The following is a 16,610-nucleotide window of genomic DNA, read 5'->3' as shown; positions in this document are numbered from 1 at the left end:
CGAATGATGCCGACCGATGCCACAAAACGGACCAGTTGCCCGGATTCTGCTGGTAATCAAGCCGATTTCGCGCTCCTGGACCAGAACCACCGGAGAGGCCGCCTGCCCGGTCGCCGGCGGCTCGAAGGCGGCGACCGGGCGGCGCCTCACCAGTATTCCCGGTCGCCGCGCCGTTGTGACTGCCCCGGCGTGCCATCTCACTGCCAATTGACGTCAGCCCCGATATAGCCCCTGATCAGGCATGATTCGACCGGAATTCGCCAGGGGTCATCCCCATTTCGCGCTTGAAGGCCCGATAGAACTGCCGCTCCGACACGAAGCCCGCCGCGGTGGCCACCGACAGCAGCGGCCGGGTGGGGTCGGTGCGGATCAGCGCGAGGGCCCGCTCGACCCGCATACGCCGGAGCATGGCCGCCACACCGTCCTCGCCGTGCTCGAACATCCGGTACAGGGTGCGGCGCGACACCGCGCACGCGCCGGCCACCTGATCGATGGTGAGTTCCGGGTCGGCGTAATGCCGTTGGATGAACGCCAGCGCCCGCTGTTTGGCCAGCGTCTGGGCAGGTTCGTCACGCGGCAGGTCGCCCGCCGCCAGCTGCACCACCGAGGCGAGCAGTCCCGTCCCGTGTTTGGCCAGCAGCGCCGCCTGGTCCGGTGCGGTGTACTGCAATTGCGCCAGACCGCAGAAGAAGCGGCCCACGATGCCGGCCGCGCCCTCGGGCGGGAAGCGCACCGCGGTCGGCAGCCGGTCCGCCGGCACCCCCGACGCCCGCACCACCTCCGCCAGCGGCACCTGCACCGACACCACGCCCCAGGACTGCTCGAAATGGGCGCTGAAGGGCCGGGAACTGACGTGCAGGGTGAGTCCGCCGTCCGCGAGTTCCCCGACCCGCCCGTCCTGCTCCAGCCAGCCGTGCCCGTGTGTGGTCACGCTGGCGAACAGAATGGGTTCCTCGGGCTCGTGGATCAGCCGCGGTATCCGGCTCAGGTGCTGTCCGCTGGCCGTCACCATCGATACATCGATGCCGTCGAATCTCGATTGCACGATGCGCGCCCGGAATTCTCCCGACCGCACCGGTGTCACGACGAGCGGAACATAGGCCGCCGCGACCACGGCCTCCCATTCCTCGAAAGTCTCCTGCTGCGAAACCTCCGGTGTGGACCGAACCTCCATCACCGCGGGCTCGACGCCGCCCCTCATTGCCCGATTCTCGCACCCCATGTCCACCCCGATCCGCGAATTCCCCTAACAACATCCAACTTTCATCCCATCGTCCGAATTTCCCCTTTCCGCGCAACTCGCACCACGAATCTTCATCCCGGACTTGCACTTTCACCCGCACCCCAGCCGTAATCACGCCCCGTCATTCCCGCCCGATCGAATTGGCCGCCCATGCCGGCCGCACAACGGCCCGGCCACCTCAAACGTTCGAGCCGATGGCCCGCAGCCGCGCCCACTCTCGCGTCTTCGGCCCCGCGGCAACACTTCGATTTCCCCACACCGAGGACTATCCGCCTGCGCACGGTCCACCACACGACGAAGGCGAACTTCGCACCCCCGAACCGAACAGGAAGCCGGACTCCGCCTTTCACATCGGCTCACGCGGCGACGAACGGAACCGTCGGCGACCCACCCGGGTCCAGACGAACGGCGGCCGTGGGTTGTCAGCGCTCGGCCCGCGCCGGACGGGCACGAGACGGGTCAGTCGCCGCAGCAGCCTTCGGGGCCGGGAACGGTGCGGACCTCGCGGGTCTGGGCATTGCGGGCGGCCAGGTCTGCGTCGTCCGGGTAGTCGACCGCGATCAGGGACAGGCCGTGCGCCGGGGCCACGGTGACCGAGCTCGAGCGCTCGCGTTCGTTCAGCAAACCGGCGATCCAGGCCGGGGTGCGGCGGCCCTCGCCCACGGCCAGCACGCCGCCCACCAGACTGCGGACCATGGACCAGCAGAAGGCGTCGGCGCTGACATAGGCGGTCAGCAGGTCGCCGTCCTGGACCCAGTCGAAGCGCTGCAATTCGCGGATGGTGGTCGCACCCTCGCGGCGGCGACAGAAGGCAGCGAAATCGTGCAGGCCCAACAGGTTTCGCGACGCCTCGCGCATCGCTTCGACATCGGGGCCCGGGCGGCAGGGGACGACACTGCGCGCCTGAAGCGGTTCCGCGCCATAGGAAGCCGTCGTCAGACGGTAGGCGTAGTGGCGGCGGATGGCGGAGAAGCGGGCGTCGAACTCCGGGGGCGCGAGGCGGACCGCCTTGACGCGCACATCCTTCGGCAGGAAACGCGCCAGCCGGTGCACCAGCTTGGGGCCGTCCACCTCGGTGTGCGTATCGAAGTGCGCGACTTGACCTTCCGCGTGCACACCCGCGTCGGTGCGCCCGGCCACGGTCAGCTGGATCGGTTCGCGCTGCACCTTGCTCAGCGCGTCCTCGAGCACGCCCTGCACGGTGCGCAGGCCGGGCTGGCGCGCCCAGCCGGTGAAATCGGTGCCGTCGTAACTGATGTCCAGCCGTACCCGAATCGAAATCGGCTCGGGCGTCGGATCCTCCACGGTCACAGCGATCTCCTGGTTAACATGGAGAAAGCCCGCCGACCCGGAGGGGACGGCGGGCTCTCTCATGGAATCTCACCCTCGGGGTTTCAGGGGAAGCCCCTGAAACCCCTTGTCGAGTCCGAAGGACCGGATTTACTCCGCGGCCTTGTCCTCGGCGACAGCCTCTTCGGCCGGAGCCTCGGCGACAGCCTCTTCGGCCTCGGCCTCGGCCGGAGCCTCGGCGGCCTTCTGCGAAGCGGCGACCCGGCGGGCACGGTCGGCCTCGTTGGTCACGGTCTTCTCGCGGACCAGCTCGATGATCGCCATCGGAGCGTTGTCACCCTTGCGGGGGATGGTCTTGATGATGCGGGTGTAGCCACCCTCACGGCCCTCGAACGAGGGACCGATCTCCGCGAACAGGGCGTGCACGACGTCCTTGGAGCGGATCACCTTCATGACCTCGCGACGGTCGGCCAGGGTGCCGCCCTTCGCCTTGGTGACAAGCTTCTCGGCGTAGGGGCGCAGCGCCTTGGCCTTGGCCTCGGTGGTCGTGATGCGACCGTGCTCGAAGAGCGCCGTCGCCAGGTTGGCGAAGATCGCCTTCTGGTGCGACGCCGTCCCGCCGAAGCGGGCACCCTTCTTGGGCTTGGGCATTGTTTGAATCTCCTGTGTTGAAGGCCGATTCGGGGCGCTACACCCCGAATGACCTAAAGCTGTTCGGTCTCGGCGTAGTCCTGCTCGCCGTTGTCGGTGTCGCTGAACGAACCGCTGTCGCTCCAGGTGCCGCTGGCCGCGTCGTAGCCGACGACAGAGGACGGATCGAAGGAAGCCGGGGAGTCCTTGAGGGACAGGCCGAGCGAGTGCAGCTTGACCTTGACCTCGTCGATGGACTTCTGACCGAAGTTGCGGATGTCCAGCAGGTCCGACTCGGTGCGGGCGACCAGCTCGCCGACGGTGTGCACGCCCTCACGCTTGAGGCAGTTGTACGACCGCACGGTGAGGTCGAGGTCCTCGATCGGCAGGCCGAACGAAGCGATGTGGTCCGCTTCGGCCGGCGACGGGCCGATCTCGATGCCCTCGGCCTCGACGTTCAGCTCGCGCGCGAGACCGAACAGCTCGACCAGGGTCTTGCCCGCCGACGCCAGCGCATCCCGCGCGGAGATCGAGTTCTTGGTCTCGACATCCAGGATGAGGCGGTCGAAGTCGGTGCGCTGCTCGACACGGGTGGCCTCGACCTTGTAGGTCACCTTCAGAACCGGCGAGTAGATCGAGTCCACCGGAATCCGGCCGATTTCCGCACCCGACGCCTTGTTCTGCACGGCCGGGACGTAGCCGCGACCGCGCTCGACCACGAGCTCGATCTCCAGCTTGCCCTTGTCGTTCAGGGTGGCGATGTGCATGTCCGGGTTGTGCACGGTCACGCCCGCCGGGGGGACGATGTCACCGGCGGTGACGGTGCCCGGGCCCTGCTTGCGCACGTACATGGTGACCGGCTCGTCCTCTTCGGACGACACGACCAGGCCCTTGAGGTTCAGGATGATGTCGGTGACATCCTCCTTCACGCCCGGGACGGTGGTGAACTCGTGCAGCACGCCGTCGATGCGAATGCTGGTGACAGCGGCACCAGGAATCGACGACAGCAGCGTGCGGCGCAGCGAGTTGCCGAGGGTGTAACCGAAACCCGGCTCCAGCGGTTCGATGGTGAACCGCGACCGGTTCTCGGACACGACCTCTTCGGTCAGCGTCGGTCGCTGTGAAATCAGCATTTCTTCCTCCTTCGAGCGCCCACCATTTGACGCCCACTATTTGGGAGCTTGCGCGAACCTCGGGGCTTGCGCCCCAACCCTTTTGGGGGTCCGGGGGCGATGCCCCCAGGTCCCCCTTTCCGGGGGTGTGGGGGCGAAGCCCCCACGGTCCACACCAGCGGCGCGTTAGGCGCCTATTACTTCGAGTAGAACTCGACGATCAGCTGTTCCTGCAGCGGAACATCGATCTGCGCACGCTCGGGGAGCTGGTGCACCAGAATCCGCAGCCGGCCGGGAACGACCTGCAGCCAGCCCGGAATCGGACGGTCGCCGACGGTCTCACGCGCCACCTGGAAGGGGTACATGGCCAGCGACTTCGGCTTGACATCGATGATGTCGTACTGCGAGACCTGGAAGCTGGGCACGTCCACCTTCACACCGTTGACGGTGAAGTGGCCGTGCGAGACCAGCTGACGGGCGCCACGACGGGTCCGGGCCAGACCGGCGCGGTACACGACGTTGTCCAGCCGCGACTCGAGCAGACGCAGCAGGTTGTCGCCGGTCTTGCCCTTCTGGCGGTTGGCCTCTTCGTAGTAGCGGCGGAACTGCTTCTCCATGACGCCGTACGAGAAGCGAGCCTTCTGCTTCTCCTGCAGCTGCATGAGGTACTCGGACTCCTTGATCCGCGCGCGGCCGTGCTGGCCGGGCGGGTAAGGACGACGCTCGAACGCCTGGTCGCCTCCGACGAGGTCGACACGCAGACGACGCGACTTGCGGGTGATAGGGCCGGTATAACGAGCCATTGTTTTCTACTCTTCCTTCCCGCTAGACGCGACGCCGCTTGGGCGGACGGCAGCCGTTGTGCGGCTGCGGGGTGACATCGGAGATCGTGCCGACCTCGAGGCCGGCGGCCTGGAGGGAACGGATCGCGGTCTCGCGGCCCGAACCCGGGCCCTTCACGAAGACGTCGACCTTCTTGACGCCGTTCTCCTGCGCCTTGCGGGCAGCGTTCTCGGCGGCGAGCTGAGCGGCGAACGGGGTCGACTTGCGCGAGCCCTTGAAACCGACGTGGCCGGACGACGCCCAGGAGATGACGTTGCCTTCGGGGTCGGTGATGGACACGATCGTGTTGTTGAACGTGCTCTTGATGTGCGCGTGGCCGTGCGGGATGTTCTTCTTATCCCGGCGACGCGACTTCTGAGTCTTCTTCGGGCCCGAGGCCCGGCTCTTCGGAGGCATACGCTATCCCTACTTCTTCTTGCCGGCGACGGTCTTCTTCGGACCCTTGCGCGTGCGGGCGTTGGTCTTGGTCCGCTGGCCACGCACGGGCAGGCCACGGCGGTGGCGGATGCCCTGGTAGCAGCCGATCTCGATCTTGCGACGGATGTCGGCCTGCACCTCGCGGCGCAGGTCACCCTCGACCTTGAAGTCCTGCGACTCGATGTAGTCGCGGAGCTTGGTCAGGTCGTCATCGCTGAGGTCCTTGGAACGCAGGTCCGGGCTGACGCCGGTAACGTCCAGGATCTCCTTGGCGCGGGTACGGCCGATGCCGAAGATGTAGGTCAGCGCGATCTCCATGCGCTTTTCGCGCGGGAGGTCGACGCCCATCAGACGTGCCATGGTTGGCGATTCCTTACTTTCGCGGAGGTCTGCTCCCTGTCCGTCCCCTCGTGAGCGGGGCCCCGGCCTCCGTACCGGGGGTAGGCCGCCATCCGTCCCCTACGGGACTCGGCGACGGCGACTGGCGCTGGGAGTTTCTTCTTTGTTGCCAATCCGAACCGCGTTCGGTGCTTGGCGGTGAGCGACCGGGGGCGTGAAGAATCCACTGTCCCGGCGATCACGGCACGAGGCCGCAATCAGCCCTGACGCTGCTTGTGGCGCAGGTTCTCGCAGATCACCATGACCCGACCGTGGCGGCGGATCACCTTGCACTTCTCGCAGATCGGCTTGACGGACGGCTGAACCTTCACGTCAGATCCAATCTGGGTCGGTGTTCACTGGCCGTGAACACAGTTTTTCCCCGGCCGGTTTGACCGGGGAAAACCCGGGACTCGCGCCCCGGAAGTCTCGTGCACCCTGGCGGGGTGACTCACTTGTAGCGGTAGACGATGCGGCCGCGGGTCAGGTCGTAGGGCGACAGCTCCACGACGACACGGTCCTCGGGCAGGATGCGGATGTAGTGCTGCCGCATCTTGCCGCTGATGTGGGCCAGCACCTTGTGACCGTTTTCCAGCTCGATCCGGAACATCGCATTGGGCAACGGCTCGATAACCCGGCCCTCGACCTCGATGGCCCCTTCCTTCTTCGCCATATCCTCCGCGATCCCGGTTAGGCTGAACCTGGTTGGTTCAAGCTCATTACGGCAGGTCGGCCCCGAAGATGGTGGTGCATTGCGGCCAACCCGGTGACATACTCACTGGAAGCGGCACTAGGACATGCCGCAGCCACTATGTAAGTCACCAGCGACCTAGCTTACCCGTTCCCCCAGACCCGGCCAAATACGGGTGCCGTGACATGCCCCGCTGCGCAGCGTCGATGCTTCGGGCTCCGTGCGACGGGCGATCGGGCGGACCGGATATGGCGGGCGCGCACCCCGCCGGAGATCGCTAAACTACGCCCTGTCCTGCGAAAGATCGAGCACCCGGGGGTAGATGTGAGTCGCGAGAACGACGGACTCCCAATGCTCCCGCCCTGGCTCTCCGAGAGCGACGTCGCCGCAACCGGTTACGAAGCTCCTGTCGAGAACCTCCCCCAGGACGACATCATCCCCGAGCAGAAGGGCGGCCGCGGCCTCTTCGGCAAGCGCAAGTCCCGCAAGGACGCACCCCCCAAGCGCGCCCCGAATCCTGTCCCTGGTCCCGCCGAGCCGGACCCGAGAACCCAGCAGCCCGGCACCCCCATGCCGATCCGCGACCCAGGCACCCATTTCAACCTGCCGCACCGCGACGACCAGCCGGGCACCGCGCCCCAGCAGTCCGGCGACGGCCGGCCGAACGGCCAGAACAGCCGACAGCCGCAACCCAATGGCCAGGGCGCGGCACAGCCGCCGAACGGCCAGGCGCCCACGCAGTTCCCGCCGAACGGCCAGCGCCCCGCGCCCCAGCCGATCAACGGCCAGGGCCCTGCGTCGCAGCCGTCCAATGGCCGGTTCTCCGCTCCCCCGCCGCCCAACGGTCAGGGCTCGATGCCGCCCAACGGTCAGGGCTCGATGTTGCCCAGCGGTCAGGGCTTCGCCGGTTCACCGCACCCGGGCCAGGCGCCCTCTCCTCCTCCGGGACCGCGCTTCGACGTGCCTCCGGCCAATGACGGGCAACCCGGGCCTGGTCCGCAATTCTCACCCCCGCCGACACCTCAGGTCGATCCGACGCGGCGCATCGCCGGTGCGGAACCGGCTCGGCTGGGCGGGCATTCGGGTCAGCTGGATCCGGCGCAGCGCCCGCAGTTCTCGACGCCGCCCGCCGAGCCCGCGAATCGGGCGGAGCTGTCCGCCCCGGCGCAACCGCGTCACGACCAACCCGAATTCACCCCGCCGCCGCTGCCGGCCTCGCCCAACTCACCGCAGAGCCCGAGTTCGGCCGAGTCACACCCGAGGGGCGCCTCCCTCGCCGGTGCACCGGCCGCGAGCGCTCCCGGCCCCGCCATCGCACGTCCCCCGGCCGATCCGACGACGCGCATGCCGCTCCCGCCCGCCCCCGGCGAAATCGACTCGGCCACAAACGATCCGGCACTCCGGCCCGCACGCCCGCCGCTGCCCCCGGCTCCCGGCGAAGCCGATGCCGAAACCCCGTCGGCGACCGATGTATCCGTAGCTGCGCCCACGATGTCGCACCCGCCGCTGCCCCCGGCGCCGGGCGACCTGGACGCGACCGGCTCCGGCATCATCGCCCCGGTCGGTCCGACCACACGCGTGCCGACCCCGTCGGCCTCCGAAACCGGTCCGGCCGCAGGCCAACCGGATTCCCATCAGCCCGATGACGCCGACCGGGCGGAACCGGACCAGGCCGCCACGGCCGGTCGACGCGGCCCCGGCAGTGCTGCCGGGGATACTCACGCAGCCACCGATCAGCGTCCGCCCGCCGACCCCACCACACGCATTCCCAGCCCGTCCGCCGCGAATGACGCCGCGCCCGTGCCGAGCACGACGGCCGCCGCCCACGAGCTGCTCGAGACCCAGCCGGCCGGCCTGACCGGCGCACCCGGCGCTGGCGAACAGGCCGACCCGAACACCGACTTCGACCAGTCGATGACGCCGGGCCGCCACCGCGCCGCGGAAGTCCCCCTCCCGCCGCCCTCGGATCCCCACCTCGGCAGCTCGGTACCGTCTGCACCGCAGGACAGTTCCGCCGAGTCCACGCACGGCCGACGCGACGGCCGCCCGCCACTGCCGCCGATGCCCGGCACCACACCGCCGCAGTCCGAGTCGGTACCGCAGGGCCCCAGCCCGATTGGCGCGATCCCGGGCACCGCACCGCAGGGCACCGGACCGATCCCGCAGGTTCCCGCACCCGGTCCGCAGGGAGCGGGTCCGCTGGCGCAGGGTGCTGGATCCGTCCCGCTGCCGCACCTTCCCGGGCCCGGGGCACAGATGTCCGGCGATGACGGCCAGTGGATGCCGCCGGCGCCGCCGATTCCGGGACCGATGCCGGGCATGCAGGGAATGCCGCCCGCAGCCGGCTCCGGGGTTCCGCCGATGCAGCCGAATCCCGGCTTCCCGGCGGGTCCCGTTCCGCCGCAGCCGAACCCGTGGGGGCAGGCGTCGGGTCCGAATTTCACCAATGCGGATGTCCAGTCCGGCAACCCCGATGGGGGTGTGAGCCCCTGGGCGAACGCGCCCATGTCCGAGGCAACCGCTGCCGGGTTCAACGGACCGCAGGCGAGCGGTCCGGGCCGGACCGATTCCGGAATGCCGCCGATGCAGCAGACCCCGGGCTTCCCGGCGGGTGCCGTTCCGCCGCAGCTGAATCCCTGGGCGCAAGGACCGGACGGTCCGATGTCGGGTGGCGTGGATGCCAACGCGGACGCGAATCCGTGGGCGAACGCCCCCATGTCCGAAGCGGCGGCTGCCGGGCTGACCGGCCCGCAGACCGTTGGTCCGGGACCACACGGAATGGGCACGCCGAGCGAACCCGCGCAGGGACAGCCGGTTTGGGGCGCGCCGGGACAGCCTGGTGCGGACGGGTCGCAGGGCCCGGGTCCCGGCGGGCAAATGCCCTGGGCCACATCGGGACAGGAACAGGGTGCCGTTCATCCGAACGGTTCCGCCGCTGATATGGGCGCGACGCCCGGCGGCCCGGGACAGCCGGGTGACCTGGGAGCAGCCGGTCACTCGGGTGTTCCCGGGCAGTACGGCGGGGCTCCTGGCCAGTACGGCACCGGCGCTCCGGGATCGGGTGGCGCAGTGCAGCCCGGACCCAGCGGTTTCGGGCAGTACGGCATGGCGTCCGCGCAACCGGGAGTTCGCGGGCCGGGCACCTGGGGCGCGAGCGGGCCGACCGGTTTCGCGGGCGGGTCCGCGCCGTCCCTGGACGATGTGCCGCTGCGCCGGGCCAAGAAGGCTCCGGAGTCGGGATGGCGCCGGGCCGTGCACCATATGTCCGGCGGCGCCATCAATCCCGGCATGTCGGCGGAGGAGCGCCGCCTGCAGGAGCTGGTCGCGCGGATCCGCCAGCCCGTGCGCGGGGATTACCGGATCGCGGTGCTGTCGCTGAAGGGCGGCGTCGGGAAGACGACGACCACCATGGGTCTGGGCTCGATCTTCTCCTCGATTCGCGGGGACCGGGTGATCGCGGTCGACGCGAACCCGGACTTCGGCACGCTGTCGCAGCGGGTGCCGTTGCAGACCCGGTCTACGGTGCGGGATCTCTTGCTGGACGAACACATTCAGCGGTATTCGGATGTGCGCCGCCACACCTCGCAGGGCAGCAGCCGGCTGGAGGTGCTGGCCAGTGAGCGGGATCCGGCGGCGTCGGAGGCGTTCAGCGAGGAGGAGTACCGTGCGGTCGCGCGGATCCTGCAGCGCTTCTACAACATCATCCTCACCGACTGCGGTACCGGCCTGATGCATTCGGCCATGGCGGGTGTGCTGGATCTGGCGCATTCGCTGGTGCTGATCTCGTCCTCGGCGATCGACGGCGCGCGCAGTGCCGCCGCCACCCTGGACTGGCTGTCACTACACGGCCACGATCATCTGGTCCGCAACGCGGTGGTGGTGATCAACCTGCCGCGCCCGGGCGCCCCGAATGTCGGCATCAATCAGCTGCGCGACTATTTCCTGTCGCGTTGCCGTGCGGTGCACATCATCCCGTACGACGCCCATCTGGGTGAGGGCGCGGAGATCGATCTGCACCGGCTGAGCAAGCCCGTGAAGCGCGCGTATGTCGAGCTGGCGGCCGCTGTCGCGGATGATTTCGGGGCCGACCACCGGCACTACCGGGGCTGACTCGCGGTCGGTTCCGGCGCCGGATCCGAATCCGTTCGGGGGCAGTCGCTTCGACCGGGAAGGCTGCGCATGACACGGCTCCGGCCGGGTGCTAGTTTGTGGCTCGATCGCGCCGCTCGCCTCGGTGCGATGCGGGTTTTGTTCGTACGGCCGACCCGCCACTGACCGGTGGGTGAGGGGAACGCATGCGTCTGAAGTCCGGGCGACTGTGCGCCGCCGGAATAGGTGCCGCCGCGCTGCTCCTGGCCACCGCGTGCGGGAACGACGGCGGCGCACCGGATTACGGGCCGTACTCGATTCACGGCGACAACGACTTCGATCGGCGGCCGAGCCGGATTCGCGGGATCTTCGCCGAGTCGTTGCGGCTGGCCGATCACATCGTCTTCGCGACCGACGTCGATCCCGAGCTGACGACGGTGCGCGGCGGGGGCATCTCCGCCGACGACCGCGGCTTCCACGAGACCGCGTTGTCGCCGCAGCAGCGGGCGGCGGCGCGTCCCTTCGGGGTGGCCGGTTCCTTCGGGATGGCGGCCGCGAATCGGGCCGCCGGTGACGGTCCGCAGAAATATCTGGCGTTGTCGCTCACGGCTTTCCGCGATGAGCGGTCGGCGTCGGCGGCCGCGGCCGAGATGGCCCGGGTCGATTTCGAGGCGAGTCCCGACAACGCGCCGGTCGGACTGGACGCGTTCCCGGCCGCGCTGAGTCACTGGCGGCCGGGTGTGCCGTCGCTGGGCAGTCTGCTGGCGTGGAAGAACGTGGTGATCCGGGTCTACGCCGAGCTGCCGGATCCCGATCCGGGCCGACTGGCCGACCTGGTCGCCACCGCCTATCGCAAGCAGGTGGCGGGGCTGGCTGGTTTCGACACCGCGTCCGTGCCGGATCCGGCCACGGTGCCGCTCGATCCGGACGGCCTGCTGACCCGGTTGGTGCGTACCGGTGATCCGCTGGGCGATCCGAAGACGTTCGCCGCGTTCGGGGTCCGCGCCTTCTCGGCGCTCTCCCCGGAGCCACCGCACACCTTCGGCAAATATTCCGGCAGCGGCGTGACGGCGCTGGCGGTGTCCCACAACAAGTACCTGTATCGGATGCGGGATTCGAAGGCCGCCGCACAGTACGGCCGGGATCTGGCAGCCGACCCCGAGAACTCGGAGTACACCTGGATGCGTAATGTCCGCGGCCTGACGGCCGCAACCTGTTCGCAGGCGACCCGCCCGGATCCGAAATCGGTGCGGGCCCGCCGATATCGCTGCGTAGTGGTGCGCGACGGGTTGGTGGCCGCGGTCTACAGCAATACCGAGACCGATGTCCGGCAGCTGGCGGCGGCACAGTACGCGATCATGGGCGATCCGCGATGAAGGCGCTGCTGCCCGACGATCCGCGCTGGATCGGCCCGCACCACATGATCGCGGTCATCGGCACCGGCGAGATGGGCCGGGTGCTGCTGGGCCGCACCCCCACCGGAAAGCTGGTGGCGGTCAAGCAGATTCACCGGTCGACCACGGTGGATATGGAATTCCGGGCGCGTTTCCAGCGGGAGCTGGAGACCACCAAACAGCTGACCGGCCCCTACACCACGGCCGTCGTGGACAGTGACGCGGACGCCGAGCGACCGTGGCTGGCCACCGAATACCTTCCGGCGCCGGATCTCGCGACGGTCGTCGCGGCGTGCGGTCCGTTGCCGGTGCCCGGGCTGCGCCTGCTGGCGACCGGCCTGGCCACCGCCCTGATCGAGGTGCATCGCGCGGTGCTGGTGCACCGAAATCTCAAGCCCGGCAATGTCTTGCTGATGCCGGAGGGCCCGCGCATCGTCGATTTCGGTATCGCCCGGGCGCGCGAGGCCGAGGGCTCTGCACACGCCGTCGCCGACGCTCCGCCCTACCTGGCCCCCGAGCAGGCCGAGGGCGAGCCGGTGACGTCCGCGGTCGACATCTACGCGGTCGGCATGCTGCTGGTGCTGGCCGCCACCGGATCCATGTCCGCCACACCGGATCTGCAGGCGGTCCCGCACGCGCTGCGCAAGCTGGTGGAATCGTGCCTGGCGCCCGATCACGCGCATCGTCCGTCGGCGCGCCAGCTGCTGGAGCAGGCGGAGCGGATTCCCGGGGAATCGGCGTGGCCGCAACCGGTTCTGGAGTTCCTGGAGTCGCATCGGGCCGACGCCGAGTGGTGGTCGTCCAGCGGCGAGCAGGAGACCCGCTATCGGGATCAGCTGGCGCGCTTGGCCGGTCGGCGGCGGCGCACGATCGGCTGGGCGGCGGCGGCCGTCACCGGCATGGTGGTGGTGAGCGGAGCGCTGGCCGGGTTCAGCCGGTGGTCGTCGACCGACGGTCATGCCCAGCCCCGCACGGATCCGTCACTGGACTTGACGGCCGCGGAGTTGCGGCTGCTCGATGTCTGCGCGGTCATCGACAAGGCCGTGCCCGGCAAACTCGGCACCCGCACCGGCGATCCGGAGGCTTCGGCCGAGGGCGGCTGCGGCACCACCGTGGTCGATTCGGCGCAACGCAAGGTCCACTACAACCTGGACATTCCCGACCATGCGATCGGTGTGGACCAGTTGACGCCTACGGGCCGGACGGCCGGCTGGGGCCCGATTCTGAGCGCCGGCGCCGCGGACAACAAGTGCGACACCGTGCTGGTCACCCAGTCCGGCGGCAATGTGCCGCTGCGGATGTCGGCCGAGGAGCTGGACCCGACGGCCCAGCCGGGGTCCGCGTGCGCCGCGTCGGAGGAGGCGCTGACCGCGGTCGCGCAACAGCTGACCTCGTACGTGCCGCAGCGAACGGTTCCGTCGAACTCGATCTTGCGCGTGGATCCATGTTCGGTGGTGCAGGACAGCACGATTCGCGAGATCGTCGGCGATATCTCCGACCATCAGCGTGCCCCGCACGCCTGCGCGACCATCGGCCGAGACGGCTGGGTCCGGGTCGACCTGGTCGACCAGAGTCGCCCCGATCAGGGCGAGTGGACCTATGAGACCCTGCAGGCCGGTGAATTCACCGCCTATGTCACCGGCGCGCGTTCCAGCAACGATTGTTATCTCAGCTACCTGGTGCGGCCGACGGATAAAGGCAATGCCGAGCAACTGAAGGTCACGGTGTCCGATCTGTCGAATTCACCGGACGCATGCGGCAAAGCTGTGAAATTGCTCAGCGAGGCTATCTCGCGACTGCCGAAGTAATCGGCTACCGCGATTGCGAAAATGATCTTTCGCGCAGAACTGTGCGGTCCGGACCACCCTCGGGCCCGGACCGCACAGTTTTCTTGCTATTTACCAGGCGGGCAGCCGCCGCCGACCGGCGAGCACATCACGGACGAGATCGTCGTAAGCGTCCGACAATTCGGCTAAATGGTGCCAAGCGCCGTGCAGCATTTCATCATTCGCGTCAAGGGTCATCAACGCGTGATGAGCCCGAACCGATGCCTCGGCAAGGCGGTCGATGACCGATCCGACGGTTTCGGTGTGCAAGGTCGCACCCAGCCGGTGCTGGGGAACCGAGCGCACGATCCAGTCGTCAATGGCCATGACCAATTCGATTCGGCGCCGCTTTGTTTCAACGATCGAGGTGGGATCGGTTTCCGGACCGATACCGCCGCGCCCGACCAGCCGCCGCCCGTGCAGCACCGCGAGATCGTGAGCGAACCACAGCAGTGGTCCGCCGATCACCCGGTGACCGCGACAAGCGCGCAGGAGTAGGTCGGAGGTCGGCAATAGGCCGGCAGCCAAGGGCTGTGCCTCCATATCCGCATACGAAGCGGACATGTCGGGCCATGCCACAACGACCGTGTTTGTTGTCTCCGAACCTGCCACGTTGCCTCGCGTTCTTCGACGTATAACAACACCGCATTCAGGACGTTGATTACAATAAACCTCAGAATGCTGGTGTCAAGCCTTACACGGCAGTAGAACTGCGGAGTAGACTTCTGAGCCTTGAAGCAACAACCGAGGAGCGAGATGGCGGACGGTCCGAGATATCAACGGATCGCAGACCTCCTCCGCGAGGAGATCCGCGCCGGCAAGTGGGAACCGGGTGATCGACTGCCGAGCCACAATGAGCTGGCCGACCAGATGCAGGTTTCGATTACGACGGCCCGCAACGCCATTCAACTCCTGGTTGCCGAAAACCTGGTTTATACAGCCACTTCCCGGGGCACCATCGTGCGCAGCCAGCAAGTGCTGGAATCCGTTGTCACCAATCACATCCGGCCGGACCGGCCGAAGGCGGCGCACGACATCTTCTCGGAGATCGCGCGGGCGGCGGGACGGGAGCCGTCCAAACAGTTCAGTGCGCGAATGGAACCGGCCAGTCCGGAGGTGGCGCACTGGCTGGGTGTCATGCGCCACGAGTGGGTCGTGTCGCGCACCATCATGCAGTATCTGGACAACGAGCCGTGGTCGTGGGAGGTCAGCTTCTACCCCCGAGATCTGGCCGAGGCCACCGGAATCGACGTGCCGCTCGACATTCCCGAGGGCACCACGCGGCGGCTGGCGGAGCGCGGTTTCGCCGAGACCGCCCATCGCGACACCGTGGTCGCGCGACCCGCCACAGCGGAGGAGGCAGCGTTGCTGGGCGTGGGCCCGGGTACGCTACTGCTCGACCATCTCCGCATCGGAGCGAATCATGAGCGAATCACTCGAGTGACGCGCCACCGTTCCACAGCGGCCCGCAACCGATTGGCATACGAATTGGGCGACGACGAGGGAACGGACATTATTCGCAAAACTCTGGGCGCTCCCTTTCCGTCCGGTAATTCCCATTCCTTCGGTAATTCCCTGCTACCCGGTTCGCCATGAAACCGCACCTGCGCCGGGCCCGCATCGCCGATCTGGGGACCATCACCCGGTTCCGGCTGCAGCGTACGAGCTGGCTGGCGGCGCGCGGCAGTGACCAGTGGACCCGAGCCGGGCGAGGTCTCCCCATCGAGACCTTCGTCCGGTCAGTGGCGCATGCGGTCCGTCAGGGTGAGACCTGGATCGCCGAGGTGGACGGCGAAGCGGCCGGCACCATCACCGTCAACGACCGCGCCGACGAAAACCTCTGGTCCCCCGGAGAACTCGCCGACGCCGTGATCATCCACTACATGATCGTCGACCTCCGCTTCGCCGGAAACCGGGTAGGCGAATCCCTCCTGGCCCACGCCGCCCACCTGGCCCGCCTCCAGCACCGCACCTGGGTCCGCCTGGACGCCTGGACCACCAACGACGATCTCCACGCCTACTACCGCCGCGCCGGCTTCCACCTGGCCCGTATAGCAGGCGGCGCAGCCACCGGCCCCTCCCGAGCCCTCTTCGAACGCCCCACCGCCGCCTGGCCCCACCCGGTCGCCCCCCGCCCCACCCTCACCGCAGGCGAACCCACCCACTTCACCCTCCCTTACGACACCACCCCCACCCGGTCCCTGACCCACAACCGCTTCCTACACCCCCACCCCAACCCCATCCCCAAACCAGGCCCAGCCCCCGCAACCTGACCCGCTCAACCCGCCATCGCCGCGATGAGCACGGCCCGCAGAACGATTACGGCCAGCACCGCAACGAGCCGTTCCCGGCCGGCCCACCCGGGGTCATAGGGGCCGGGTCGCGCTCCTGGGCGGTGGCGGCGTCGAGGCCGGGCACGTATTGCAGGGCGATCCACAGACTGCCCTCGTCCTCACCCTCGTTGTGGACCGTGACGATGTTCGGATGGTCCAGGGTCGCTGCCAGATTCGCTTCCCGGTCGAAGCTGGCGCGGAAATTCCGGGTCTGCCGCGAGGTGGCGCCAGAGGACCTCGAAGCGTCGCGGCGGGGCAGGGCGGGATGGGCGGCCAGGTAGACCGTGGCCATTCCGCCGCTGCCGAGAACGCGTTCGATGCGGTAGCCGCCGATGATCGAGCCGGGGCCGATGTTCATGCGAGT

General features: G+C 68.4%; 15 protein-coding genes and 1 pseudogene. 5 read left to right on the top strand and 11 right to left on the bottom strand.

Features of this window, described 5'->3' with window-relative positions; genetic code table 11:
• Window positions 1-235: 235 nt before the first annotated feature.
• The 9 genes from ON33_RS04570 to infA all read right to left on the bottom strand — a co-directional run bounded on the left by ON33_RS04570 (window position 236) and on the right by infA (window position 6,586).
• Window positions 236-1,201, bottom strand: coding sequence for a helix-turn-helix domain-containing protein (locus ON33_RS04570; protein ID WP_040855478.1), 966 nt, complete (start codon window positions 1,199-1,201; stop codon window positions 236-238).
• 501 nt (window positions 1,202-1,702) lie between these two features.
• Window positions 1,703-2,617, bottom strand: coding sequence for a tRNA pseudouridine(38-40) synthase TruA (gene truA, locus ON33_RS04565; protein WP_083868590.1), 915 nt, complete (start codon window positions 2,615-2,617; stop codon window positions 1,703-1,705).
• Window positions 2,618-2,683: 66 nt separating this feature from the next.
• Window positions 2,684-3,184 (bottom strand): 50S ribosomal protein L17, encoded by a 501-nt coding sequence (gene rplQ / locus ON33_RS04560; RefSeq protein ID WP_040855477.1) that lies wholly within the window; start codon window positions 3,182-3,184, stop codon window positions 2,684-2,686.
• A 53-nt stretch (window positions 3,185-3,237) separates the two neighbouring features.
• Window positions 3,238-4,296 carry a DNA-directed RNA polymerase subunit alpha gene (locus tag ON33_RS04555; protein WP_040855475.1) on the bottom strand — a complete coding sequence of 353 codons (1,059 nt, stop codon included), beginning with the start codon at window positions 4,294-4,296 and terminating at the stop codon, window positions 3,238-3,240.
• Window positions 4,297-4,472: 176 nt separating this feature from the next.
• Window positions 4,473-5,078: a 30S ribosomal protein S4 gene (gene rpsD, locus ON33_RS04550; RefSeq protein ID WP_040855473.1), complete on the bottom strand. Its 606-nt coding sequence runs from the start codon at window positions 5,076-5,078 to the stop codon at window positions 4,473-4,475.
• A 22-nt stretch (window positions 5,079-5,100) separates the two neighbouring features.
• Entirely contained in the window at window positions 5,101-5,514 is a 414-nt protein-coding gene (rpsK, locus tag ON33_RS04545; protein ID WP_040855472.1) for a 30S ribosomal protein S11, read from the bottom strand.
• A gap of 9 nt (window positions 5,515-5,523) precedes the next feature.
• Window positions 5,524-5,895 (bottom strand): 30S ribosomal protein S13, encoded by a 372-nt coding sequence (gene rpsM, locus ON33_RS04540; RefSeq protein ID WP_040855471.1) that lies wholly within the window; start codon window positions 5,893-5,895, stop codon window positions 5,524-5,526.
• Window positions 5,896-6,131: 236 nt separating this feature from the next.
• Window positions 6,132-6,245, bottom strand: coding sequence for a 50S ribosomal protein L36 (rpmJ, locus tag ON33_RS04535; RefSeq protein ID WP_033085975.1), 114 nt, complete (start codon window positions 6,243-6,245; stop codon window positions 6,132-6,134).
• A 119-nt stretch (window positions 6,246-6,364) separates the two neighbouring features.
• Window positions 6,365-6,586 (bottom strand): translation initiation factor IF-1, encoded by a 222-nt coding sequence (gene infA, locus ON33_RS04530; RefSeq protein WP_040804562.1) that lies wholly within the window; start codon window positions 6,584-6,586, stop codon window positions 6,365-6,367.
• 369 nt (window positions 6,587-6,955) lie between these two features.
• Here infA and ON33_RS43050 point away from each other — a divergent pair, with 369 nt between their 5' ends.
• The 3 genes from ON33_RS43050 to ON33_RS37925 all read left to right on the top strand — a co-directional run bounded on the left by ON33_RS43050 (window position 6,956) and on the right by ON33_RS37925 (window position 13,895).
• Window positions 6,956-10,714, top strand: coding sequence for a MinD/ParA family ATP-binding protein (locus tag ON33_RS43050; protein WP_245550301.1), 3,759 nt, complete (start codon window positions 6,956-6,958; stop codon window positions 10,712-10,714).
• 185 nt (window positions 10,715-10,899) lie between these two features.
• Complete coding sequence (locus ON33_RS04515) at window positions 10,900-12,069, top strand: DUF7373 family lipoprotein (protein ID WP_040855468.1); 1,170 nt, start codon at window positions 10,900-10,902, stop codon at window positions 12,067-12,069.
• Entirely contained in the window at window positions 12,066-13,895 is a 1,830-nt protein-coding gene (locus ON33_RS37925; RefSeq protein ID WP_051151631.1) for a serine/threonine-protein kinase, read from the top strand. The genes ON33_RS04515 and ON33_RS37925 overlap by 4 nt, the downstream gene beginning before the upstream one ends.
• A 90-nt stretch (window positions 13,896-13,985) precedes the next feature.
• On the opposite strand, the gene ON33_RS04505 is transcribed toward ON33_RS37925, so the two are convergent.
• Window positions 13,986-14,456: a DUF4254 domain-containing protein gene (locus tag ON33_RS04505; RefSeq protein WP_040855587.1), complete on the bottom strand. Its 471-nt coding sequence runs from the start codon at window positions 14,454-14,456 to the stop codon at window positions 13,986-13,988.
• Between the two features lie 213 nt (window positions 14,457-14,669).
• On the opposite strand from ON33_RS04505, the gene ON33_RS04500 reads away from it, so the two are divergent.
• Together ON33_RS04500 and ON33_RS43900 are read left to right on the top strand one after the other, a co-directional pair.
• Entirely contained in the window at window positions 14,670-15,509 is an 840-nt protein-coding gene (locus tag ON33_RS04500) for a GntR family transcriptional regulator (RefSeq protein WP_051151629.1), read from the top strand.
• On the top strand, window positions 15,506-16,186 hold the full coding sequence (locus tag ON33_RS43900; RefSeq protein ID WP_083868589.1) for a GNAT family N-acetyltransferase: 681 nt from the start codon (window positions 15,506-15,508) through the stop codon (window positions 16,184-16,186). The genes ON33_RS04500 and ON33_RS43900 overlap by 4 nt, the downstream gene beginning before the upstream one ends.
• Window positions 16,187-16,313: 127 nt before the next feature.
• Here ON33_RS43900 and ON33_RS04490 read toward each other — a convergent pair.
• Window positions 16,314-16,604 (bottom strand): annotated as a pseudogene (locus ON33_RS04490) (serine/threonine-protein kinase); the annotation flags it as partial.
• Between the last annotated feature and the right edge of the window lie 6 nt (window positions 16,605-16,610).

This window comes from Nocardia niigatensis NBRC 100131 (genome assembly GCF_000308655.1).
GTDB lineage: Bacteria > Actinomycetota > Actinomycetes > Mycobacteriales > Mycobacteriaceae > Nocardia > Nocardia niigatensis.
This window is presented reverse-complemented; position numbering and strand designations above follow the sequence as displayed.